Origin of the sequence: Caryophanon tenue (genome assembly GCF_001700315.1) — a bacterium.
Lineage (GTDB): Bacteria > Bacillota > Bacilli > Bacillales_A > Planococcaceae > Caryophanon > Caryophanon tenue.
Genome location: NZ_MASJ01000001.1, coordinates 447573 through 472043, shown reverse-complemented (window position 1 = coordinate 472043; position 24471 = coordinate 447573). Strand labels below are relative to the sequence as shown.

Below are 24471 nucleotides of genomic sequence, written 5' to 3'. Positions count from 1 at the left end.
ATCAAAAAACACTTTCGCGTGCTAAATCACTAATGTGTTAATAGATTAACAAAAACATTACAATTCGTCAACAGTTAACGGCAAGATTTGCATTAGAAAAAATATTCTAACATATCAACGACTATGGTATACTCATAACGGTTACTTATTACCAGAAAATAATGTTATTTCGCCTAAATTTTACAGTAAAGGGGTTTTAGTGTATGAAGAAAAAGTGGATGCTCCCTGCTATTTTAGTTGCGATAATTTTACTTATCGGTGGTGGTATTTACGCATATATCGTAAATGCACAAAATAAAGAAGCAGAGGCATTGCAATCATTACGCGAACAATGGCTTGAAGCACTTGCTGAACAAGATTTTGATCGTTTACCTACACTTGTAACAGCGGCATCGCTCGAAAATACAGGTTATACGGAACAAGATTTCATTGAGAAATATACCAATATTTATAGCGGGATTGCGATTAGTAATATGACCTATACATTACGTGAAACAGATGAATGGTTGCTTGATTATACAGCTTCCTTTGACACGGCATTCGGACCAATCACAGATTTACCATATCAAGCGAAGATTGTCGAAGAAGGTGACGCATTTAAAATTGATTGGACAGCGGAACTCATTTTTCCAGACATGCTCGCAGATGATAAAGTACGCTACACTGTAGCACAACCACTTCGTGGCGAAATTACAGACCGTAACGGTGTCATTATCGCTGAAAATGGCGAACGTCCACGTGCCGGTGTTGTTCCTGGTCAACTCGGCACAGGTGAAACCCGTACAGCAACGATTGCCCGCATCGCACAAGCACTAAGTATTAGCCCAGCATTTATTGAAAAGCAATTACAACAAAACTGGGTGACAGACGAAACATTCGTACCATTAAAAACATTACCAACAAATGATACACCACCAATTGATGGCGTTCTTTACGATAAAATAGCGTCACGTTTATATCCATTCGCTGAAGCGACTGCACAATTAATCGGCTATGTCGGTAAAGTGACCGCTGAAGATATCGAAAAGAATCCAGCACTATCTGCAAATGATGTTATCGGACGCACTGGTTTAGAAATGACATTTGACGAACGTTTACGCGGACAAAAAGGTGGCGAAATTTATATTGAAAGCGCAAATGGCGATAAACGCGCAACGATTATTCAAAATGAGCCACAGCATGGTGAAACGATTCAACTAACAATCGATACGATCGCACAACAAAGTGCCTATGATGCTTTAGGGAATGCAGCTGGCACAACCGTATTAATGGCGCCTACAACAGGTGATTTATTAGCGCTTGTCAGCAAGCCTTCTTATAATCCAAACTTATTTGTGACAGGCATTTCACAAAGTCAGTACGATGTGTATAACAATAATGAAGATAAACCTTTCATTAGTCGTTTCTCAGCACGTTATGCACCTGGTTCAACGTTCAAGCCGATTACAGCTGCTATTGGTATTGAAGCCGGCACATTACAGCCAACTGAAGCATTAACCATTCCTGATATGAAATGGCAGCCTGACAATTCGTGGGGGAGCTACTTCGTTTCACGTTTAAACTTTGCGAATCCCGTTAATTTAGAAACAGCGCTTGTAAAATCCGATAATATTTATTTTGCACAGCAAGCATTAGCCATGACAGGTGAAAAATTTATTGGTGGCTTAGCAAAGCTTATCTTTACGGAGGACTTAGCGCTACCACTCGCGATGGAGCCGGCACAATTTTCAAATGATGATTCAATTTCTTCGGACATTTTATTAGCTGATACTGCTTATGGACAAGGCGAAATGCTTATTTCACCGATTCAAATGACGTCTATTTATAGCGTATTAGCAAATGATGGCCAACTTGCCTACCCACGCCTAGTGATGGATACTGAGTCAAAAACAAAGTCGGCATTTTCACCAGAAACGATTGCAACAATTGAACCTTCCCTTGTTAAAGTCGTTACACAGCAGGACGGCACAGGTCATGTACTGAATGTCGTACCAAATGTTGCCGCTAAAACCGGAACGGCGGAGTTAAAAGCGACACAAGAAGGACGCGGTATTGAAAACAGTTTGATTTTAGCGTATGATACAGCCGCTTCGAAATATGTCGCAGTGTCTATTGTCGAACGCCATCAAGAAGTCGGCAAAAGCGCAGCAGAACTTTTAATTCCTGTACTTCAACAACTTCAGTAATGACCGTATAAATACAAACAGGCACAGACGAATGAAATCTCGTCTGTGCCTGTTTACTATATATTATGCTTCTTTCATTAACTCGCTATGATGCACTTCTTGATCAATGACATCAAGTGTATGTGATAAGCTTTGGAAAGATTGCTCTAACGTTTCAATAAACTCATTGCCGTAAATATTACGTACAATAGCGGTCATTTCTAAAAACTCAGGGAAACGACCATATAACTCTTTCATTTTAACAGAGCCTTCTAATACGGCATGTGACGTATCAAAATAATGACGATTTGCTTCGTCAATCAGTTCCTTGCCCTGCTCGGTAATTTCAATGTATGTGTTGCGTTTATCATCATCGCGTTTTGAGAACGTTAATAAGCCACGTTCTTCCAATTTTTTCGAGAAATTAAAGGCTGTGGAAACATGCATCGAGCCATATTTCGCCACATCAGATACAGAGGCGCCCTTCATATAATATGTAATCGTTAAAATATGATGCTCATTGATGTTTAAATCATACGGTTTAATCCAACATTGCCAATCTTTTTCAATTACACGCCATAATGCCTTTGATAACTGTGCAACTCGCTGACTATACAATAGTTCTTCTTTATTTCTATAAACGAATTCTGACACACAACCACCCTTTTCTATATGTTTAGTTACCGATATTATATCAGAAAAACCTAAATTGTGAAACAATTCATGTTAAAATAATTCCACATACTTTTTATACAGCAAATAAACAACGAATGTAGCAAAAAAGAACCTATATGCATATTACACATAGATTCCATCAAAATTATTCTTTTCTAGACAAACACTTTTTATATACTGATATAACTTTTTACGCGTATCGTTGTAAAAAATGGGTTAATGTAGCAGAAGGATAAGATGCTTCTGTCCAAATGATAGTTGGCTGAATCGTTAATTCTAAATCTTGAATCGGCAGCCATGTTACTTGTTCTTTTTCATACGGCTGTAATCGTTATTTCGGCAAAATCGTTGCACACTGCTTACGCGCAACTAATGCTAACACAACGGCGATCGTCTCACATTCATATGCAATATGCACATCACTATTTAATGACAAGAGTGTTGTTTTTACTTGTTCATATATCGTATAGCCCTTCATCGGTATCAACATCGCTAACGGAAATTGCGTTAATGCCTCCATTGTAATTGCTTGTTGACCATCACACCATGCTGTCGGGAGTGCCGCTTCAAAAAATAGCTCACCAATTATTTTATGTGGAAGTAATAATGGTTTTTGTGGCTTTAATACATACGCACAATCTAAACGCTGTGCCTGTACTTGCTCTAACAGTTGCTCCGAGCTACCTTCAACTAACTTTATGATGACATTCGGATGGTGCTCTCGAAATAATGCGATGGCTTCTAAACATGTAGCGATACAGCTTGGTGCCATTCCAATGCGAAGCTCACCACGTTGTCCATCTACCAGTTCGCCAATATAGCGTTTCGCATGCGTAATCTTATTTTCCATCTGTTCTGCTAAGTCATATATAACTTTTCCAGCTTCCGTTAAACGCCATTTCGCTCGATACCGTTCGATTAACGTTGCACCAACCTCATCCTCTAGTTTCTTTAACATCTGGCTTAACGGTGGTTGTGCCATATGTAATTTTTCTGCTGCGCGCGTTAAGTTCCCTTCATCTACAATCACTTTAAAATAGTTTAATTGCCGTACGTCCATGCTGACACTCCAATGCAAATTTAACCAATGCTCATCGTTGGCTCATTAATAATTGTATATTCATATTGATGGCTTTGTAACCAAGCCATCACCGCGGCAAATAATGTTTGCAAGATGCCTTGTTTTCGACAAACGGGCGTTGTATAAAAATTTGACAATTTCACCAAATACTTTGCTTCTTCTCCAAAAGCGGCTTTCTTCACAACACGTTGTGCATAAATATGCCCAATAATATGTCCATTTTGTTCTGCAAGCCAAATTTTCCAGTCTGGGTTTGTCAATACCATTAATAAAAACGCACCGTAACGCTCTTGAAACGTTGCCTTGTCGTTATCGTTTATCTCTGTATATTCTTGCAATGCTTGCCACTTTAAATGACCTAACTGTGTAATATCACTTTTATTCGCTAAACGTAACATCATAAGCTTGCCCCCTCATTCGTGATATAGTCATATTCAATACACCCCAAAATATTCCTTCTTCTCCCTTTCAATTTAACTTTCTGTACAAAAAAACACTAGCCAAATAGCTAGTGTTTTTTTACGCATTATTTCTCTTCCGCTTCGATACGTGCGACATCTTCTGCAGAGACATTGACACGTTTTAAGAATAACGAAAGAATAAGTGCAAGTACGGTTACACCCGTTGCTACTAAGAAGGACATTTGAATCCCATGTAGTAAACTTTGCTGTGCAAGTAACGCTTGCTGTGATGGATCCACTAATTGTTCTGGCGTTAAGTTTGCGACTAATGATGCACCCTCTTTTGCTGCTTGGCTATTCATAATTGTCACAAATAATGCTGTACCAATTGCACCAACCACTTGTTGTGCTGTGTTATTAACAGCTGTACCATGTGGGTTTAGACGTGTTGGTAACTGGTTTAAACCATTTGTCATAATCGGCATCATAATCATCGACATACCGAACATACGCAATGTATAAATCACAACGATATATGTGTATGTTGAATCAAGTGTTAAAACCGATAGTAAATACGTTGAATACGCTGTAATGGCTAAACCGATAAATGCTAATACACGTGGACCAAACTTATCGAATAACTTACCAGTAATTGGCGACATTAATCCCATCACGATCGCACCTGGCAACATCATTAAACCTGAATCAAGCGGCGAAATACCACGTACAGATTGAACATATGCCGGTGTTAAAATCATCCCTGAGAACATCGCGATAGACGTTACCATTGAAATAATTGACCCTAATGCGAACATCGGGTATTTATACACACGTAAGTCTAATAATGGTTCGTCTAACTTTAATTGGCGTGTAATGAACAATGTTAACGCAATCGCACCAATAATAATTGGGCCTATTACATGTAATACATCGCTCCAACCTTCTGAACTTGCCATTGAGAAACCGTATAATAATCCCCCAAAACCAAGCACAGATAATAAGATTGATACAACATCTAATGATGGGTTGCGTGTTTCTAAAATATTTTCTAGTTTAAAGAATGCTAATACAATTGATGCAATCGCGAATGGTAAAATCATTTCGAAAAGTACGCGCCAGTCCCAATACTCAACAATATAACCTGATAATGTTGGACCAATGGCTGGTGCTGTAATCATAACAAGACCGAAAATCCCCATTGCTGCGCCACGTTTTTCACGTGGGAAGCTGACAAGCATAATATTCATTAATAATGGACCCATTACCGATGAACCAACTGCTTGCGTCATGCGCCCTGCTAATAATACACCAAAGTTTGGCGCAAACGCGGCAAGCGCTGTACCTAACGTGAAAATAACCATACTTGTTAAAAATAACGTACGGTTTTTAAACTTTGTAATTAAAAAGGCTGATACTGGAATTAATACGCCACTAACAAGCATATACCCTGTTGCAAGCCACTGAACGGTTGAATACTCTACATCAAAATCTGTCATTATGGTTGGTAACGCTACGTTTAATAATGAGTTATTTAAAAAGGCAACGAACGCACCAAAGAACAAAATGGCAATGACTAAGTACGGTGGTTTTTCTAAGTTTTTCATTTGTACTTTTGCTCCCTACTGTTCTTATCTAAAATTTATTCACTTTATGGATTTTATACTACCGGTATAATTTTGTCCACTTTAAAATACCCATAGTTCAAAATTAATTCGTGACAAGAAATATTCAGTTCAAAAATATTTGAACTAATACAATATGGATACCAACCGATCGTTAATAGTTGCGACTAAAAAATTCCTCAATCCATTTTTCAACCGCATATAGCGGATGTGCCACGTCGCGTGTACGTGCGACAATATACATATTGCGATTATATTTGTCCGGTAACCGTTCATACGGTAAATCGTCCACCGATAATTTCGAAACAACTGCTCGACCAACCCCTCGTTTTAATAATTGCTTCATCATCTCTCCATTATTAATGTACATATACGTTGGCGATAAACTATGCTCAGCAATATATAGTTCATTGAAGAAGCGAATACCGGAATGATTTTCACGCATAAGCCAATGTGGTGCAGTCGCTTTACCTGCTAGTACTAATTCATCTTTAAAAAGAACCTTCTTATATAATCCGGCTGTTTCAATTGGCTTCTCAATAAAGGCAAGGTCTGCTTCATGCTGATAGAGTTGCTGTACCGCTTCTTCAGAGTTCATAATTTTTAACGTAAATTCAACGTTTGGAAAACGCGCAATAAAACTTGGCATTAAATCGGGTAAATAATACAGCCCAAATGTGTTCGAGCATGCAATGGTACATGTAATCTCCTCTAAATCTTCGTGATGAAGAGCAAACGCTGTATCGTGCCAAAGCTCAATCATTTTCATCGATTGCTCATATAAGTAGTCAGCTTGCGCAGTTGGCTGAATGCTTTTTGGACCTTGACGTATAAATAAAGTTACTTGCAGTTGCTGTTCTAATTGCTTCATCTTTAATGAAATCGTTGGCTGCGAAATGAACAGCAATTCCGAAGCCTTTGTGAAATTACGACATTCATATACTTTCACAAATATTTGTAATAGTTCTAACATATAAACACCTCATCTAATTATTGAATATATTAATAATTATTATAACAAATATGTATTTTTCAAATAATAAAAAATAAATTATACTAAACATAACGAAAATGCAGGAGGTTTTAACGGCATGCGTCCATTTTTGAAGAAGATGCCGATTCCGACAAGCGGGCTAATGCTCGGCTTAATGTCGTTATCGAAGCTGTACGCATCGTTAGAATGGACACTGGCAAGCACGATTTTCTTTGCTTGTGGCGCCATTTTATTCGTACTGCTTGTGGCTAAAATTTTCTTCGCATTTTCCTCGGTGCTACAAGACTTACAAAATCCGATTATCGCTTCCGTTGCACCAACGTTTACGATGGGTACAATGGTCATGGCAAGCATGCTTGTTCCATATACAACGCTTGCTACATGGCTTTGGTTTTCTGCCATCGCATTACAAGTTGTACTGATTGGCTATTTTACGTACCGTTTTGTTATCAAACAAGTTGTGTCTCTACAAGAAGTATACCCAAGTTGGTTCATTCTATACGTAGGACTTGGCATTGTGCCAGTAACTGCAGGTGCATTTATGCCTGAGTTAACACAATTTTTATTCTGGGTTGTGCTTATTGGCTATGCGGTGTTACTTCCAATTATGCTCGTACGCTTACAAAAGCATGACATTGCAGAAGGTGCAAAACCATTAATTACGATTTTAGCTGCGCCCGGCTCACTTTGTTTAACAGGATATTTACAAGCATTTGAGCTTCATAACGTTTTTTTAGTAGCGACATTATTGTTAATCTCACAAGCATTATATGTTTTTGTGTTATGTCAATTACCAAAGCTATTAACACTTCCGTTTTATCCAAGCTATGCGGCATTCACATTCCCACTTGTAATTTGTGCAACTGCCTTATTTACAACAGCAAATGTCGTGAATGTTCCTGTTTTACAGTGGCTAGCGGTTATTGAACTGATCATCGCCTCTTGTGTAGTGGTCTATGTATTTGTTCGATATGCAGTCTTTTTCCATGCGATGCGAAAAGCGCAAGTATGATAAAAAAACCAATACCTCACTTATCCGACAACGGAAGGGACGGTATAGGCAATCATCATTTCACCGTATGATGTGACAACACAAGTATGGTCGGCTTGCTGTATGATATGACAACATAAGTACAGCATCTGTCTTTTCACCACATATGATGCGACAAACGCAAGTATGTTGGGAAATGCGAAGAGAGGTTGGGCTAAAACCCTTCTCTCAAATTAAATAAAACCACGGCGAAATTGTTCGCCGTGGTTTTATTTTGTTTTGCGTTCACTTTTTAACGACGCTTATACGCGACAATTTGTAAACGTTTATAATCTGCAAACCACATGCCATCTTTATATAATTGAGGTTTTACGAACGCTTCTACTTCCGCTATAAATTGCTGTTGTTGCTGTTCAGTCGTTGCTTGTAGTAATTCATCGCCAAACATCGCAAGCCAATTGCGCAATCCTTGCTCCCCTTGTAACATCGTTGGTCGGTCATAATGATACGCAAACGTTACATCAAAACCAACGCTCTCTAATAAGGTTGTATATTCACCGATTGTTGGAAAATACCACGGAAAGCGTTGTTCATCATAGCAAAGTCCATGAACTTCATACACATGACGTATAGCATTCGTAATGGTTGCTACGTTGCCATGTCCGCCAAATTCTGCAACAAAGCGTCCACCTAGCTTTAATGTATCATAAAATAAAGAGAGTGCTAGGTTATCCCTCGCACTCTCTTTTTATTATAAAGCTTCTTGCAATGACATGTCTTGCGATTTTTGCTTTTTCTTATTATTGAATGTTGGTACTAATGCTAACGCAATTGATGCAATTAAACCTGGAATAGCAAATGCTAAAAAGTATTGATAGTTCGGCAATGTCATCGTCAATAGCACACCACCCATAATTGGCCCTGTCATACCACCGATTCGTCCGATACCTGAAGCTGTCCCTAATGCTGTTGAACGAATAAATGCTGGGTAGTACTGTGATACATATGCTTGAACGATATTTTGTGAACCAATTGTCGCTGCCCCTGCTACCATTACTAAGAAGAATACCCAAGCTTGACTTCCACCAAAGCCTAATAGCGTAAGTGCTACTGCACCAGATGCATACATCGGTACAAGTACTTTCTTAAAGCCAATGCGGTCTGCAAGTGGCCCCATAATTAGTGAACCGATAATCGCACCGCCTTGTAATGCGACTAAAAATAGTAAACTTGATGTTAAGCCGTAGCCTGCTTGAATCATTAAATTTGGTAACCATGTATTTAAGCCGTATACCATTAGTAAACAGCAGAAGAAGGCTGTCCAAAATAATACTGTACTAAGACCACGTTTTTCATGGAAAAGTGCAAGTGGCCCTACTTTAGCTGCCTCTGTTTCTTCAATGATGAACTGCATTTGCGCCGTTACATTTGCTTGTGGCGCCATTTTATTTAATGTTGCTGCAAGCTCTTCAAAGCGCCCCTTTTTCACTAAATAGCGCGGTGTTTCCGGTAATTGCTTGTACATCATTGGTAAAAATAAAATTGGGAGTAATGCCACCCAGAAAATACTTTCCCATCCGAAGCTTGGCATTAATACAATGCCTAAAATTGGCGCTAAAATACCACCTACTGAATAACCACATAATACAATCGCTACAATTGTGCCGCGATATTTTTTCGGCGCATAATCCGTTAATAATGCGATTACGTTTGGCATAATACCACCTAAACCTAACCCTGCAATAAAGCGGAAAATCCCAAATAATTCTGGCGAATCAACAAAGCCACATAACCCCGTGAAAACACTAAATAACACTGTTGTTAAAACGATTACTTTTTTACGTCCTACACGGTCTGCAATAATCCCAAAGAAAATGGCACCAAACATCATACCGAATAAACCATAACTGCTCAGTGTCCCTGCATAAACAGATGAAATTCCCCACTCTTCAATTAAAACCGGTACCACTGTGCCATAGACGACAAGGTCATACCCGTCAAAGGCGATAATCGCAAAACTCCATAACAGTAGCATCCAATGAAATTTTGTAAATTTACTTTCTGCAATTAATTGTTGAATATGAACCGCTTTCATTTTTCTCCCCCTTTGTCCACAAATAAAGAACTCTATTCACCATTTATGATTTATTTGATTATAAAATGAATTTTCAAATATATCAATATATTTTATAACACAACAAAAAAAGTTTTTAAGTTAGCGAAAAGAACTATTTTAGAGAAATAAAAACAAAAAACTTGTACTACAACAATAACTACACCGTTTTTTCTCGAATTCACATTTTATTCATATTTATTGTCTTTGTCTTCATAATTCAGGGCATAAAATCAACATAATTCCCTGTAATTTACCATGCTTCTTGTCCGTTCAACTCTATACTAAACACGGTATTTTTTAATCAATATATTATTGTCGCTGCTATAATCGAACCAACATGAGCATGAGTCATAACATAAATGTTCACAATAGAGAAATAGCTTCATTCGCATCTATCTAATTTTGCATGCGATATTGAGTGTTCTGCTAATGATTATTTTTTAATAAAGGAATATGTTGGCAAGCGTTGTGAACGTGACGATGAAAGCAGAAAAGTGTTAGGAGAAATGATGAAATTTCTCCTAACACTTTGTTTTGTTTCTAATTTATTTTTAAGATTTTGTCCTACGCTCTTTATTATATAGGTTACGGTAGCGTTCGTTCAATAAATTGTGTAGCAATGGTTGTGGCTTCATCAATCGCACTTTGTAATGTTTCATGTAAGGAATGAAACACCGCTGGAATATGAGCTAGGTGCGCATCATTACTCGCGATAGTTTGATGCTCTAGCGGAATGCGTCCATCTGTAAAGCGAATAATAAAGCGATATTTACCGTTTAAATTATCGTGCACATCAATGGTCGCAATCGGCTCTCCCCCATATTCAAATTGATAATGCGATACTTTATATAGCTCGTCTTGTGGATGTTTATAGTTAAAATACATATGTATTGCTCCTCTCTTTTACTCTGTTTATACCCGCTTTTTAAGCACATATTCGCCTCTTCAATTGACTTAATCTTCTTTTTTTTCTTATAATTAACGTAATGATGTAGTTTAAAGGGGCTGATGATGAGACTTTATTCTGTACGTTTACACCATTTCTTATAACTTGAGACCATTGACAAATCATGTAGGCGGAAGGGGTTAGTTAGATGAAAGAGCGTATTTTTTATGAACCGTTACAACATAAAGTCGTATCAGCACAAGAGGCAGCAAGTTGGATTGAAGACGGCATGGTTGTCGGCATGAGTGGTTTCACACGTGCTGGTGATGCGAAGGTTGTCCCACTTGCACTTGTTGAACGTGCACAGCAGGAGAAATTACAAGTAGACGTCTATACAGGGGCTTCACTTGGGCCTGAAGTAGACGATAAAATGGCGGCAGCTGGCTTAATTCGTAAGCGTTCTCCCTATCAAGGAGACCCAGTCATTCGCGGGCTTATTAATAGCGGACAAGTACTCTATGCGGATGCCCATTTATCACATAATGCGGAGCTTGTACGTCAAGGCATTATTGGGCCAATTGATTACTTAATTATTGAAGCAACATTGATTACCGAAGAAGGACATATTGTACCGACAACATCTGTCGGGAACTCACCTATCTTCGCTCAATATGCGAAAAATATTATCGTTGAATTAAACATGGCACAGCCTGCAGATTTAGAAGGCTTGCACGATATTTATATACCGGATGTTCAAGGAAAACGTGAACCGATTCCGTTAACAGATGCTTCTACACGTATTGGTACAACAGCTATTCATGTAGACCCTGAAAAAATTAAAGGCATTGTTATTTCCGAAATTACCGATGCACCGTCATTAATTGTGCAGCCCGATGAGGAAACAGCACAAATTGCTAGTCACTTATTAGACTTCTTACGTGCAGAGATTGAAGCAGGTCGCTTAACAAATGAATTAGCACCGATTCAGTCTGGTGTCGGCTCTGTGGCAAATGCTGTGTTAAACGGCTTTTTACACGGCGAATTCGAAAACTTAGAAGTATACTCTGAAGTACTTCAAGATGCGGTATTTGAGCTACTAGATGCCGGAAAAGTGAAGTTCGCCTCTGCCACATCGATTACACTTAGTGAGGAATGTGGGAAACGTGTATACGGAAATCTAGGGAAATATAAGGACAAGTTAGTACTGCGTCCACAAGAAATTTCAAACCACCCTGAAATCATTCGCCGCTTAGGCTTAATTTCGATTAATACCGCACTTGAAGCTGATATCTACGGCAACGTAAACTCCACACACGTTAGCGGTACAAAAATGATGAACGGTCTTGGTGGTTCGGGTGACTTTGCCCGAAATGCGCGTCTTGGTATTTTCGTGACGAAGTCGTACGCTAAAGGTGGCGCCATTTCATCAATCGTGCCAATGGTATCACACGTTGACCACACAGAGCATGATGTGGATGTTATCGTAACAGAGCAAGGCATTGCAGACTTACGCGGTTTAGCGCCGAAAGAACGCGCAGCACGCATTATTGAAAACTGTATGCACCCTGATTTTAAAGAGCAAATGCGTGATTATTTCGACCGCGCTGTTGAGGCAACAGGCAATGCACAAACGCCGCATATTTTAGCAGAAGCGTTATCGTGGCACACACATTTAGCTGAGCAAAAAACGATGAAAAAATCATAATCCAAAAGTAAGTTGGTCGACGTTAAACGTGAGTTCTATTAGTGCAACGTGTGCGGAATATCCATTTTTTCGCTTGTTGTGAAAAATTAATTGGTGCCAACTCGACAATCTTTCAACAAACAAAGCTCCGGCGAATGTAGTATTCGCCGGAGCTTTGTCCAATGTAGAGGATGGTTTTTCCCAGTCTCCTATCCTCGTTACTTCACATTACGTGGGTCTAACGCATCTCGCAGTGCATCGCCAATATAGTTAATCGCTAGCACCGTTACTAAAATACATACACCAGGTGCAATCCAGAACCATGGCTGTGTCGTTAAAATCGAAACTGATTGCGCACTTGATAACATATTGCCCCAGCTTGCATCAGGTGGCTGTACGCCTAATCCTAAAAAGCTAAGTGCCGCTTCATCTAAAATCGCACCTGCTACACCACTTGTTGCATAAATTAAAATTGGTGCAATCGTATTTGGTAAAATATGTTTAAATAAAATACGTGGTGTGCTATAGCCAAGCGCCACACTTGCCTTGACATAATCTGATTGCTTAATAGCTAATACATTGCCTCGCACTAAACGCGCAATACCTGGCCAGCCGAGTATCCCTAAAATTAAAATAATATTCGTTAAGCCCGGCCCAACAATACTTGCTACTACTAAAATAAACATAATATATGGGAATGACATAAACACATCGGTAATACGCATAATGATCCCATCGATTAGACCACCAAAATAGCCCGATACTAAGCCAAGCACTGTTCCGATAATGGCTGAGATCGCCACAGCACCAATACCCACGACTAACGATACACGTGCGGCATATAACACGCGACTTAAAATATCGCGTCCGACTTGGTCTGTTCCTAGCCAATGTTGCATCGAAGGCGCGGCACTAAAATTACCGGTAATTTCATTTGGATCAAATGGCGCTAAAATCGGCGCTAAAATTGCACACATCGCAATGACTAATAACGTCCATAAGCTTACGACTGCCAGCTTATGCTTTTTAAAACGTTGCCAAAACACATGATGTGACGGGAAACTTTGTTCTTCTGACCACTGTACAGATTTCTGGGCATCATATTGTTTTTTATTAAAAAATCGTTGCCATATACTCATCGTTTCGACCCTCCTACATAACTTTTTCGAATGCGTGGATCTACAAAGGCATATGCAATGTCCGTTACAATATTCGCAGCAATGACGACAAAAGCAGCGACTAAGTTTAAGCCCATTAGCGTTGAATAATCACGATTCATAATAGAAGATAATGTCAATTGACCAATGCCTGGCCATGAAAAAATTTGCTCAACGACAACTGCACCGCCAAATAAAATCGGAATTTCTAATCCAATAATCGTTACGATTGGGATTAAGGCATTGCGCATCCCATGCTTATTGACAACGAAAAACTCTTTCACGCCTTTAGCACGTGCCGTACGTAAATAATCTTGCCCTAAAATTTCTAACATGCTTGAGCGTACATAGCGAATATTGCGCCCTGCGACACTTGCAACAAGTACGATTAACGGTAAAATCATATGAATGATTAACGTTGTGACACTACCGCTACTTCCAAGCTCTTTCATCCCACCAGATGGTAGCCAGTTTAATTGAATCGAAAAAACATAGACAAGTAATAGTGCTAAAAAAAAGTTCGGAATCGAAATGCCTAAAAATGACCCTGTTACAAATACATAATCTAACTTTGAATATTGTTTTGTCGCACTATAAATACCGACTGGGATGGCGATACATAAACCTAAAATAAGTGCCACGCCCATCAGCAATACAGTCGGGCCCATTCTGTCCCAAATCATCGTTGTTACTGGCTCATACGTAATCATCGAATAGCCTAAATCTTGATGTACTACTAAGTTTTTTAACCAGTTCCAATATTGAATATAAATCGGCTCATGTAGCCCAAGTTCAATCATTTTCGCTTCACGTGCGGCATCCGGTAGTTTCGGACTAACGAGCATGTCCACTGGATTTCCTGGCGCCATACGCATAATTAAGAAGTTAATAACCGTTACCCCAAACAACACAGGAACGGCAATTAGCAAACGTCGTACAATATAACCAATCATTCTAACGCTCCTTTTTGTGTTCGCTGAATAATACTGCGCTTTGTTGGGTCTGGATTTGGATAAGCACGTAATAATGTTTTCGTGTACGCATGCTGTGGGCGTAAGAAAATGTCTTCAGTTGTGCCCATTTCAACAATTTTCCCAGCGTACATCACAGCAATGCGATCACTAATATATTTCACTGCACCTAAACCATGGGCAATAAATAAATACGTTAGCCCTAGCTCTTGTTGCAATTGCTTAAATAAATTCATAATTTGCGCTTGAATCGACACGTCTAATGCAGATACCGGCTCATCACAAATGAGTAAACGTGGGCGTAGTGCTAACGCGCGCGCAATGCCGACACGCTGACGTTGCCCGCCTGAAAACTCATGCGGATAGCGTGATTTGGCAGTCGTTGGCAGTCCTACAAGCTGTAGCAATCGTTCCACTTCTTGTGGAATATCACGCGCAGCGACAATACGATGCACACGTAGTGGCTCAGCTAAAACATCCCCTATCGTTTGACGTGGATTTAGTGATGAATATGGGTCTTGAAATACGATTTGAATTTGCTTACTTAATGAAACACGGTCCGTACGATAATCCATCTGTTGACCATCAAAATAAATATGACCGTCTGTTATCGGCTCTAGTCCGATAATCGTTCGCCCAAGCGTTGATTTCCCACAGCCAGATTCTCCTACAAGCCCTACTGTTTCCCCTTCAAAAATATCAAATGATACACCGTCTACTGCTTTAACATAGTCTGTTTTTAAATTCATAAAGCCTGTCTTGATCGGATAATACGTTTTAACATTCTGTACGACTAAAAGTGGCTTTTTCGTAGTCATATTCCTCACTCTCCTCGCTGTAGCTGTTGCCATTCAAAGCAACGTGTTTTATGTCCTGGCACCACTTCAACTAATGGTGGCTGTGATGTGCGGCACGCTTCTGTCGCTAATGGACAACGATTCGCAAAACGACAACCTTGTAAATGTTGGTAATTTGCTGGAATTGCGCCGTTAATCGCCGTTAATTCCTTGTCATCAAAGTCCATTGACGGAATCGATGCAAGTAGCCCTTGTGTATACGGATGCAATGGTTCTCTAAATAATGTAAAGACATCAGTTTCTTCAACGATTTGTCCTGCATACATAACAATGACGCGGTCTGCCATTTCCGCCACGACACCTAAATCATGCGTAATGAGTAAAATGGCTGTGCCCATTTCCTCACAAAGCTGATTCATTAAGCGCATAATTTGCGCTTGTACCGTTACGTCTAATGCCGTTGTCGGCTCGTCAGCAATTAATAATTTCGGTTCACATACAAGTGCCATCGCAATCATGACACGTTGACGCATTCCGCCCGATAATGAGAAAGGAAATTGCTTCATCACACGCGCAGCATTTGGGATACCGACTTTATCGAGCATGTTTTGCGCTAACGTTTTTGCCTCTTTTTTATCAATGTTTACATGTAAACGAATCGCTTCAACTAATTGATGTCCAATTGTAAAAACAGGGTTTAGCGCGGTCATCGGCTCTTGGAAAATCATCGAAAGCTCATCACCACGAAGCTTTTGCATTTGCGCTTCCGACACAGTTTGTAACGATGCACCATCAAACTGTATATCACCACGCTCAATTTTTCCGCGCTTTCCTAATAGACGCATTAATGAGAGTGCCGTCACGCTTTTGCCACTGCCCGACTCGCCCACTAACGCCAATGTTTCACCATACTTTAACGTAAAACTTACGTCATCTACGCTAATAACCTTCCCATTTTCCGTTTCAAATGCTGTCGTAAGACCTTTTACGTTTAGCAAACTCTTCACGTTAACACGTCCCTTTACTTAGTAATAGGGCTGTGCGAGTAAATACTCTGCAACAGCCCCGTTGTTCAAATTATTGTACTGTCCACTCATGTACATTAATGAACATGCCGAAGTCGCTCGGTGTTGCCCCTTGTACACGCTTGTTTACTGCACCTAATGCTGTCGTTGCATAAATCGATGGCATCGGCACATCTTGTTGTGTAATCACTTGTAACTCATCGTATAGTGTTTGAATTTTCGCTTCATCTACTTCTGTTGATAACGCCACTAAAATTTCATTTACACGTGCATTGCTATACGCATTTGGATTGCCTTCTCCTAAGAAGTACGCAATATCCGGAAGTGGATTAATCGGTGTAATAGATACTGTTGAAATGGCTAAATCATATTCCATGCTCACAATTTCATTAATAATTGTACCGAAATCCATCATTTGAATTTCTGCTGTAATGCCTGCTTCACGTAAGTTTTCAACGATAATGTTCGCTGCTTGTTCTAGTGTTGCGTCACCTGATAATACAGCTAACTTTAATGTTTTACTTGTATCCCAGCCTGATTCTGCTAATAATTGCTTCGCTTTTTCTACATCGTGCGCAACTGGTGTTACCGCTTCATTTAAATATGGGCTAATGCTTGGGAAGAAGCCATCTGTTACTTCGCCAGCACCTTTTAATAAACTATCAACAATCATTTGACGATTCATTGCATATGAAATCGCTTGACGTTGTTTCGCGTCCGCTACAACATTTTCATTAATATACATGTATTGTGTTGCTAACGGCTCGCCGTAAGCGGTTGTTAATGTATCTAGCTCTTGTACTAATTCCATATCAGACACTGGAATAACACCAGCAGATGGAATGTTCATATCAATTTCACCGCTCTTTAATTGTGCGGCAATTTGGTTTCCTTGTAATACTTTAAAGTTTAATTGGTCTAATGATGACGCACCTTTAAAGTAGTCTTTATTTGGTACCATTTCGACATAGTGACTACGGTCAATATTCGCAATCACAAATGGACCTGATGTTACGGTTGGATTTTGCATAAAGTCACTTGCATTTAATTCCGCTACTGGAATCGTTTCAAGCTGTGCTTTCGGTAATGTTAATAAGTAACGACCGACTGTATCTTGGAAAATCGTTAATGTTGTTGGTTGCTTCGTCACAATTTGTACTGTGTCGTCATCCACTTTTGTCACACCTGAAATCGTTTCTTGTCCTTCTGCTAAGTAACCGCCTGCATCAAGACCTTCGATAATGCCAAACATATACGCATAGTTTGACGCGACAGTTGGGTTTGCCATTAACTGTAATGTGTACATAACATCATCCGCTGTAATGTCTGTGCCATCTGTCCATTTCGCTTCTTTGTTTAAGTGAATCGTAAATGTTTTGTTATCCTCTGTCGTAATCGCATCTGCAAGCATTGGTTGATAATTTAGCTCTGCATCTAAATCGACTAATGGTAAAAATAATAAATTTGCTACATATGTTGATACAAGACCCACTGGTTGTAATGGGTTAATATTGCTTGGTGCATATGTTACCCCAACATTCACAACGTTTTCGTCGCTGCTTGTACCTTCTTGAACCGTTTCCTCTTCACCGCTACATGCTGCAACAACAAGCATAACAGCCACTAACATCATGAAGAAAAACATGTTTTTTGAACGTTTGAACATCGTTAACACTCCTTTATTTGTTTATTTCATTGTGCCGAGCTTCTTCCAAGTCATCGGCACACTTTATGCACGATAGATGATATTTTTTTCGCCTGCCTCAATTGCTGTTTGAATGCGATTGCTAAACGGTGGCATCGGGCAATTGAAATGTGGTGAAAACGCACACGGTGGTAAAAAGGCACGATTAAAATCGAGCTTTACACGGTCATGTGCTAGTTGCTCAACAATGACCATGCGCCCCATGCCGTATGTGTCAGCACCACTTGTCGCATCACGAAACACAACGATGGCATAGTCACCGGATTGGAACGGACGCAGTGCATACGTTTGACCGCCAATCGTCACATCAATTGTGCCGATTGATGCGTGTGCACGAGATTGTCCGTTATCTGCTGTATGTGAAAAAGCAATCACTGCATCATCTCGCTGTAATGTTCCTTCTATAATAAACTGTGCATTTGGCTCATACGTATCAATACGACAAAACGACGCACGTGCTTCACATGTCGTATCCCAAACGGCTAATAAATGCAGTGATTCTGGCTGGCTCGTTGCCATTGCTGTACAGCTGTCACCGAATGCAATGACCGTTTCATCAGCGATTAATGTCACCGTGCCGTCGATCAGCTGTCCATTGACCGATAAGCCGTCTTCTTTTGTCGCAGTTACGCGTAAACCAGGAGCGTCTGCTGTAACTGGCTCCCATACGCCTGGTATTGCCTGTACGCTCATACGCGCTGTAATATCGTACATTGCAATAAGACTAATATCTCCTTGCGCACTTAGTATGTCTTCGTGGCGCTGTTGATGCCATGCTTGATAATCTGTCATACTATTCACCTTTACATAAAAACGCACGTACGACTTGTAAAAATTCTGCGTGTTCTTCAATAAATGGCATATGACCACTCTTCTCAAAGACAACAAGCTCTGAATTTGGTATTAAAGCATGCATTTCTTCTGATTGTGTTAACGGTGTAATCCAATCATGACGACCTGCAACGATTAATGTTGGCACTGCTAGCTCTTTAATTTGTGGACGTACATCATACTGTGGCATTAAATGCTTAAATGTATAGTTGGTAATATCTAATGAGCCAATCGGACGGTTGCCTGTGTCGCCACCAAGCTCCTCTTGATAGTCATACCAATATAAATCCCAACAAATTGACCACCACTGTGTTAAATGCTCATCATCACGAATATTGCCTTCAAACAGCTCTGGAATTGTGCGCACTTGCTCTTCTGTACCAATACGCTTTGCAAACGCTTTTGCTTCTTTATAAAATGCATAGCTTGGCGCTGTATTGATTAGTAATAATTTCGAAACAGATTGTGGATAACGTGTTGCATATACTTGGGCAATCATGCCACCGAATGAGTGACCTAACACCGCGATCTTATCAAGCCCTAAATACAGACGTAGCGCTTCAATATCATCCGCTAATTGGTCGTATGTCGCTGTTGTCACATCCACGCGCTCTGACTGCCCATTACAACGTTGGTCTAAATACACAATTTGATAATCTTCTGCTAATGGCGTTAACCACGGCTTAAAGTCCGAATGGTCACTCCCTGGTCCTCCGTGTACTGCCACTAAAACCGGTTTCTTTACCATAGTTGGTCCTACTGGGATATAACCTGAACCTTCTACATCAAAATAAATTTTCGTTCCATTTATTGCTGCGAACATAATGTGCCCCCGCCTACTTTTCTATTTTTAAAACAACATGTTCAATTATCTATATTCCTACTTGTCCGGTCAAGTTAATTATGCTAAACAACTAAAGTTTTATTACGAACGACTAACAATATGTAGGAATATTATCCAATTAAGTATATTTCCCCTTCTTTTATAAAGAGGGGCGCGAAAAAGTACATATTCTCAACAGCGAGCGAACGTGTTACGATAACACTATCCAAGTGCCTTGACACGAAAGAGAAAGGATTAGTTGCCTTGTTTAACTTTTTTTCAAAATCTAAAAAAAATAACAAACAGCAAGCTTACATAAAAGAGTTGGAAGAACAACTTGAAGTATATGAAAAAAACTTGCAAATTGAAACGACAAACGTTCAAAACTTAACTTATAAAAATGAATCTCTTACATTAAAGCTTAACGCTATGCAAGATGATGTGGGGCGTCTGCAATATATTGAACAAAGCTTGTTGCAACAACAACAGCAATACGACACACTTTATGATGAGCAACAACAACTGTTCGACCATTATGACCGTGTGTGTGCACAAAATAAACAACTGCAAGAAGAAATAACGTACTATAAGCATAGCGTTCAAAAAGCCGATACCGAGGCGCGTTCAAAATCATCATCGCTTCAGCAAGAACTAACAAAGCTACGCGACGAACTACATAAGGCACAAAAAGAATTAGCGGACACGTTAAAAACCCAAGATGCTAATGAAGAAGAGTTTGTTGCCTATGTCAATCAAACACAGCAAAAGCTTGCCGATTATAAAGCGCTTCTTATTGAAAAAGATGACAAACTTGCACAACAAGAGCAAGAAATTGCGCAGTTAATCGCCGAAATGGTCAAGCTAAAAGAACAATCTGTAGATGATACAATCGCACAGCAACAGCAAAAGCTCGCACAGCAAGAACAAGAAATTGCGGAACTGATTGCAGAGCTGGTGAAAGAAAAACAACGCCACGAACAACAAGCATAAACAATAGGTGCGTTCTAAAACAGAGCCAACTCGGTGATAGATAAATAACAAAAAAGCCGCAGCGAATGTCATATTCGCCGCGGCTTTGTTCAATTTAATCGAGAGAAGGATTTTGTATCAAGCGCTTTCGTTAGCTCAACCATTTAGGCGGTGTATCTTTTGCCCAAAAAATATCTGCTAATGTGTAGTGTGTGATAAAATTGTCTTCCACCGTATGGTAGTGAAAATTATAATAATAACCATCTAACGCACGTTTATCTGTTCGAACATGGAAACGAATAATATCGTCACCTGTTTGTTCGTTATAAATATGGAAAATCTTTTCTGCATATGCTCCCGAAGGCTTTTCTGTAATTGCGAGCTGTGATAAATCTGTATCATTCATACGGGCAACGGTTGCTTCAATTGCCTCTTCCATTTTCGGGAATACTACCTCTTCAAATTGTGATTCAATTTTTGGACCAATACGTGTTCCAAACTTTAAATATGCTTGCTCACGCGCTGCATTAACAAGCTGATATTGAATATCTTCGCGTGTTAGGCGTACCGGTTCGAGTGGTACAGGTGCTTCGTATTGTGCCGTTAATTCAGTATATGTAGGGGGCGCTGCTGCCACCGATTTTGTTTTTGTTTCAAACGCATCCCAAATTTCATGCGTCGGAGTAATTGAGCCAAGCGTCAGCATGGCAACAGTAATCATTAATCCTCTTTGTAACCACTTTTTCACAAACATCACCTGCTTTATTAGAATAAAACTCTCTTTGTAAATTACTACGTTTCTGCCATGAAAAGGTTTCAATAAATTTAGGAGTAGCGTATAATAATACTTATGAATAACTCTTTTTACCGTTTCATTTTAGTGACCATTTTAGCATGTATTTGACACGTATAAAGGGGGCGTCTTTATGACCGCATGGATTACAGTTGGCTTACTTGCAATGCTCGGTTATTTTATGACTTTATGCTTTACTGACTAATACTTCATAACGGGTACATACTATGTTTACCCACTTTTTTTGCAAATATGCCGATAAATTGGACAAGGGGCGTTATCCATAATGGATAACACCCCTTTAGTATTTAATAGATAACATTCATTCGATTGTTCGTTTCCACCCACTCATCTGGGGAAGTCTGTCGTTTGGATTGTTCGAGCAAGCTCGGTTTTAGCAAACGGACAGTGAAAAAAATATAAAAACAAGTATCCTTGTGTAAACTGTAATGCCGCGGTTCACTCCACTGTTATCTTCTAACTTAAGCAACGCAAACCCTACCTACTTTTGCGTCCTTGCAGCCCCGAAGCATGCGCCAGTGTGAATAAGTATGTTCAAAAATATTCAGCGAAATGCCAAATCGAATATTGCTACCTAAAATAGCACTTCCTTTATTATACCAGAATTATGTAGTATTCGTCAATGATTGTCTGTGTAGCGCACCATTGTCCACATACCTATATCCTCAAAGCCTAAACGTTTATAAATTTTCCCTGCTGCTGGATTATCGTAAAACAAACACAGTGACTTGCCTTCTGCGAGTAATTCCCTACATAACTTCTCCATACAATATGTAGCATATCCTTGTCTTGTATAACCAGGTTTTGTACCAACACCTACAATCATCGCAGATTGCGAGTTTTCAGCTGTTGTCGAAGCCGATGCGACAATCTGGCCATCTTGTCGCATTATATATGTACGTCCAGTTTTATACTGTGCCGCACGTTGACGCGCAGCAACCGAGATTTGTGCATGTTTAAATTCAGGAATCGATAACAGCATCTCGACTTCCTCTGCATAGTCTGCTGCTGTTAAACGCTCTACTGCTTGTAAATTACTATCATTTGGTTCGTATGCCAATGCATAACATGCCGCATAATATGTATCTTTTTGCTGAATAATAGCACAGTCAATTTGTGCAATAATTGGTTTGACAAGATGTGCTAGCCCGCTCACTTCAAATGGCCCTTCATGTTGCATAATTATTTGGCCAAAAGCGTCTACATTAAATGTACCTGTTGCATACGGGATGTAATTGCTATCATAGCGTAATAAAACAGCTATTAATGCCTCCCCTTCGAACTCTCCCCATATCGTTTGAATTGCATCATCATAGCCATAAGCTTCAATATCTCCGATCAAAAAAACATTTTCTGCAGCTTTCGGTTGTACAAGTGCCATTACTGCTTCGTGATCTTGCGCTGTTAAACGTCGTATCATAACTTACACCTCTTTTTTTCAGAACATTCTATCACAAACCAAAACAAAAAAATAGCCGCAGACATATGCTTCCATCTGCGGCTATGTAGATTATTATTCTTTTTCCCACACACCAAAATGAAACTTGGCGCTCTCTCGTTTTTGCTGTAAAAAGCCGTATTGTGTAAACCATGTAGATGTATAATGCGCCTTTAATACAACACGCTGACGTGCTACGCGCTTTGCTTCATGTACCCACTGCTCACTTAATGTAATATGTTCGCCCGCTTCACGTAACGCCGTAAAGTTTGTGGACTCTTCAATTACTTCTTCAAACATCGGGTCCATATATACAACGTCCACACTATTGTCAGGTTGCTGTTGTAAATACGCTACCGCTTCTGTCGCCACAACTTCAATATGGCGCATACAAGCAGTTAATGGCAATTCCGTCGTATCATACATATACATACCTTGCTTCACAATAAATGCGATATTTGTATTTGCTTCTAACCCTGTTACGCTGCCTTGTTCTCCGACAACGTATGCAGCAACTAAACTATCTGAGCCAATACCGAGCGTACAGTCTAAAAAGCTCATGCCTGCACGTAATACCGTTGCGTCTAAAAATGGCTCACGTTCTCCCCGCGCAATCCTTTTTAAACGAAACGCCGCTGAATTTGGATGAAAAAAGAAAGGCGCCGAAGCACCTTTCGCAAAATATTCATAGCGTTCTTTACCAGCTACGATAACATGCGCATCATAGTGGCTGCTTAACTTTTGCACAGAACGTTTTTGACGTGATACAAAGCGACACTGCAGCGCATTAGCTGCTTGCTGTGCGAGCGCTTCACTTTGTGCATCAGGTCGTCCTGCTGTTGTAACAATTGTTACTCCGCACATACTTGCTTTAATACGTCTGTTAAATGCGCTTTAATTTGCTCCATTGGGAAGCCCTCAATGTTTTCACGAGGAATGAAGTATGCTAATTGTCCATCTTTTAAAATCGCCATTGATGGTGAGCTTGGTGGTACTTCATCAAAGTAACCACGCATTGCTGCTGTCGCTTCAGGATCTTGACCAGCAAATACCGTTACTAAGTTATCTACTGCTACTTCTTCTACCGCTTCACGCGCTGCTGGACGAGCTAAACCTGCCGCACAACCACATACTGAGTTAATGACAACAAGAGATGTCCCTGTTTTTTCCGCCATAAATTCGTGTACAGCATCTGCTGTTGTTAATTCTGTAAAGCCAGCCTCTGTTAATTCTGCGCGCATTGGGCGGACTACTTGTTTCATATATTCATCGTAAGCGTTCATTAAAATACCCTCTTTCATTTCTATTCACAATGCCCATTATAGC

Annotated in this window: 23 protein-coding genes; 4 read left to right on the top strand and 19 right to left on the bottom strand. The window is 39.8% G+C overall.

Annotated features, from left to right (window positions below):
* The first annotated feature begins 203 nt into the window (after positions 1-203).
* On the top strand, positions 204-2186 hold the full coding sequence (pbp4, locus tag A6M13_RS02195) for a penicillin-binding protein PBP4(5) (protein ID WP_066542506.1): 1983 nt from the start codon (positions 204-206) through the stop codon (positions 2184-2186).
* 63 nt (positions 2187-2249) lie between these two features.
* Here the strand turns inward: pbp4 and A6M13_RS02190 are convergent, their stop codons facing one another.
* From A6M13_RS02190 to A6M13_RS02170, 5 genes are all read right to left on the bottom strand, one after another.
* Positions 2250-2819, bottom strand: coding sequence for an HTH-type transcriptional regulator Hpr (locus tag A6M13_RS02190; protein WP_066542501.1), 570 nt, complete (start codon positions 2817-2819; stop codon positions 2250-2252).
* Positions 2820-3171: 352 nt separating this feature from the next.
* Positions 3172-3900: a LysR family transcriptional regulator gene (locus tag A6M13_RS02185; RefSeq protein WP_066542500.1), complete on the bottom strand. Its 729-nt coding sequence runs from the start codon at positions 3898-3900 to the stop codon at positions 3172-3174.
* Between the two features lie 20 nt (positions 3901-3920).
* Entirely contained in the window at positions 3921-4322 is a 402-nt protein-coding gene (locus A6M13_RS02180) for a GNAT family N-acetyltransferase (RefSeq protein ID WP_066542499.1), read from the bottom strand.
* Between the two features lie 125 nt (positions 4323-4447).
* Entirely contained in the window at positions 4448-5926 is a 1479-nt protein-coding gene (locus A6M13_RS02175) for a DHA2 family efflux MFS transporter permease subunit (RefSeq protein WP_066542497.1), read from the bottom strand.
* Positions 5927-6098: 172 nt separating this feature from the next.
* Positions 6099-6917, bottom strand: coding sequence for a LysR family transcriptional regulator (locus tag A6M13_RS02170; protein ID WP_066542495.1), 819 nt, complete (start codon positions 6915-6917; stop codon positions 6099-6101).
* A 118-nt stretch (positions 6918-7035) separates the two neighbouring features.
* Here A6M13_RS02170 and A6M13_RS02165 point away from each other — a divergent pair, with 118 nt between their 5' ends.
* The gene (locus tag A6M13_RS02165; protein WP_066542493.1) at positions 7036-7950 is read left to right on the top strand and encodes a TDT family transporter; all 915 of its coding nucleotides are present in this window, start codon (positions 7036-7038) and stop codon (positions 7948-7950) included.
* Positions 7951-8221: 271 nt separating this feature from the next.
* On the opposite strand, the gene A6M13_RS02160 is transcribed toward A6M13_RS02165, so the two are convergent.
* The 3 genes from A6M13_RS02160 to A6M13_RS02150 form a co-directional block, all read right to left on the bottom strand.
* Entirely contained in the window at positions 8222-8551 is a 330-nt protein-coding gene (locus tag A6M13_RS02160; protein ID WP_066542491.1) for a hypothetical protein, read from the bottom strand.
* 129 nt (positions 8552-8680) lie between these two features.
* Positions 8681-10024, bottom strand: a complete 1344-nt coding sequence (locus A6M13_RS02155; protein WP_066542489.1) for an MFS transporter — start codon at positions 10022-10024, stop codon at positions 8681-8683.
* Between the two features lie 606 nt (positions 10025-10630).
* Complete coding sequence (locus A6M13_RS02150) at positions 10631-10930, bottom strand: hypothetical protein (protein ID WP_066542487.1); 300 nt, start codon at positions 10928-10930, stop codon at positions 10631-10633.
* 209 nt (positions 10931-11139) lie between these two features.
* Here A6M13_RS02150 and scpC point away from each other — a divergent pair, with 209 nt between their 5' ends.
* Positions 11140-12636, top strand: coding sequence for a succinyl-CoA:acetate CoA-transferase ScpC (gene scpC, locus A6M13_RS02145; protein WP_066542485.1), 1497 nt, complete (start codon positions 11140-11142; stop codon positions 12634-12636).
* 197 nt (positions 12637-12833) lie between these two features.
* Here the strand turns inward: scpC and opp4C are convergent, their stop codons facing one another.
* The 7 genes from opp4C to A6M13_RS02110 form a co-directional block, all read right to left on the bottom strand.
* A complete protein-coding gene (gene opp4C / locus A6M13_RS02140) occupies positions 12834-13754 on the bottom strand; it encodes an oligopeptide ABC transporter permease (protein ID WP_083998165.1) in 921 nt (306 codons plus the stop codon).
* Positions 13751-14725 (bottom strand): ABC transporter permease, encoded by a 975-nt coding sequence (locus tag A6M13_RS02135; RefSeq protein WP_066542483.1) that lies wholly within the window; start codon positions 14723-14725, stop codon positions 13751-13753. The genes opp4C and A6M13_RS02135 overlap by 4 nt, the downstream gene beginning before the upstream one ends.
* Complete coding sequence (locus tag A6M13_RS02130; protein WP_066542481.1) at positions 14722-15561, bottom strand: ABC transporter ATP-binding protein; 840 nt, start codon at positions 15559-15561, stop codon at positions 14722-14724. The genes A6M13_RS02135 and A6M13_RS02130 overlap by 4 nt, the downstream gene beginning before the upstream one ends.
* Before the next feature lie 5 nt (positions 15562-15566).
* Complete coding sequence (locus A6M13_RS02125) at positions 15567-16547, bottom strand: ABC transporter ATP-binding protein (RefSeq protein ID WP_066542479.1); 981 nt, start codon at positions 16545-16547, stop codon at positions 15567-15569.
* 70 nt (positions 16548-16617) lie between these two features.
* Positions 16618-18231: an ABC transporter substrate-binding protein gene (locus A6M13_RS02120; RefSeq protein ID WP_066542477.1), complete on the bottom strand. Its 1614-nt coding sequence runs from the start codon at positions 18229-18231 to the stop codon at positions 16618-16620.
* A 63-nt stretch (positions 18232-18294) separates the two neighbouring features.
* A complete protein-coding gene (locus tag A6M13_RS02115; RefSeq protein WP_066542475.1) occupies positions 18295-19062 on the bottom strand; it encodes a DUF1684 domain-containing protein in 768 nt (255 codons plus the stop codon).
* A gap of 1 nt (position 19063) precedes the next feature.
* Positions 19064-19924 carry an alpha/beta fold hydrolase gene (locus A6M13_RS02110; protein WP_066542473.1) on the bottom strand — a complete coding sequence of 287 codons (861 nt, stop codon included), beginning with the start codon at positions 19922-19924 and terminating at the stop codon, positions 19064-19066.
* A gap of 264 nt (positions 19925-20188) precedes the next feature.
* Between A6M13_RS02110 and A6M13_RS02105 the strand changes: the two genes are divergently transcribed.
* Positions 20189-20914: a coiled-coil domain-containing protein gene (locus A6M13_RS02105; RefSeq protein ID WP_066542471.1), complete on the top strand. Its 726-nt coding sequence runs from the start codon at positions 20189-20191 to the stop codon at positions 20912-20914.
* A gap of 130 nt (positions 20915-21044) precedes the next feature.
* On the opposite strand, the gene A6M13_RS02100 is transcribed toward A6M13_RS02105, so the two are convergent.
* The 4 genes from A6M13_RS02100 to A6M13_RS02085 all read right to left on the bottom strand — a co-directional run bounded on the left by A6M13_RS02100 (position 21045) and on the right by A6M13_RS02085 (position 24428).
* The gene (locus tag A6M13_RS02100) at positions 21045-21647 is read right to left on the bottom strand and encodes a YpjP family protein (RefSeq protein WP_342669456.1); all 603 of its coding nucleotides are present in this window, start codon (positions 21645-21647) and stop codon (positions 21045-21047) included.
* A gap of 679 nt (positions 21648-22326) precedes the next feature.
* Positions 22327-23127, bottom strand: coding sequence for a GNAT family N-acetyltransferase (locus A6M13_RS02095; RefSeq protein ID WP_066542467.1), 801 nt, complete (start codon positions 23125-23127; stop codon positions 22327-22329).
* Between the two features lie 93 nt (positions 23128-23220).
* The gene (locus tag A6M13_RS02090; protein WP_066542465.1) at positions 23221-24009 is read right to left on the bottom strand and encodes a class I SAM-dependent methyltransferase; all 789 of its coding nucleotides are present in this window, start codon (positions 24007-24009) and stop codon (positions 23221-23223) included.
* Positions 23997-24428: a BrxA/BrxB family bacilliredoxin gene (locus A6M13_RS02085; protein ID WP_066542463.1), complete on the bottom strand. Its 432-nt coding sequence runs from the start codon at positions 24426-24428 to the stop codon at positions 23997-23999. Before A6M13_RS02085 ends, A6M13_RS02090 begins: the two co-directional genes overlap by 13 nt.
* Between the last annotated feature and the right edge of the window lie 43 nt (positions 24429-24471).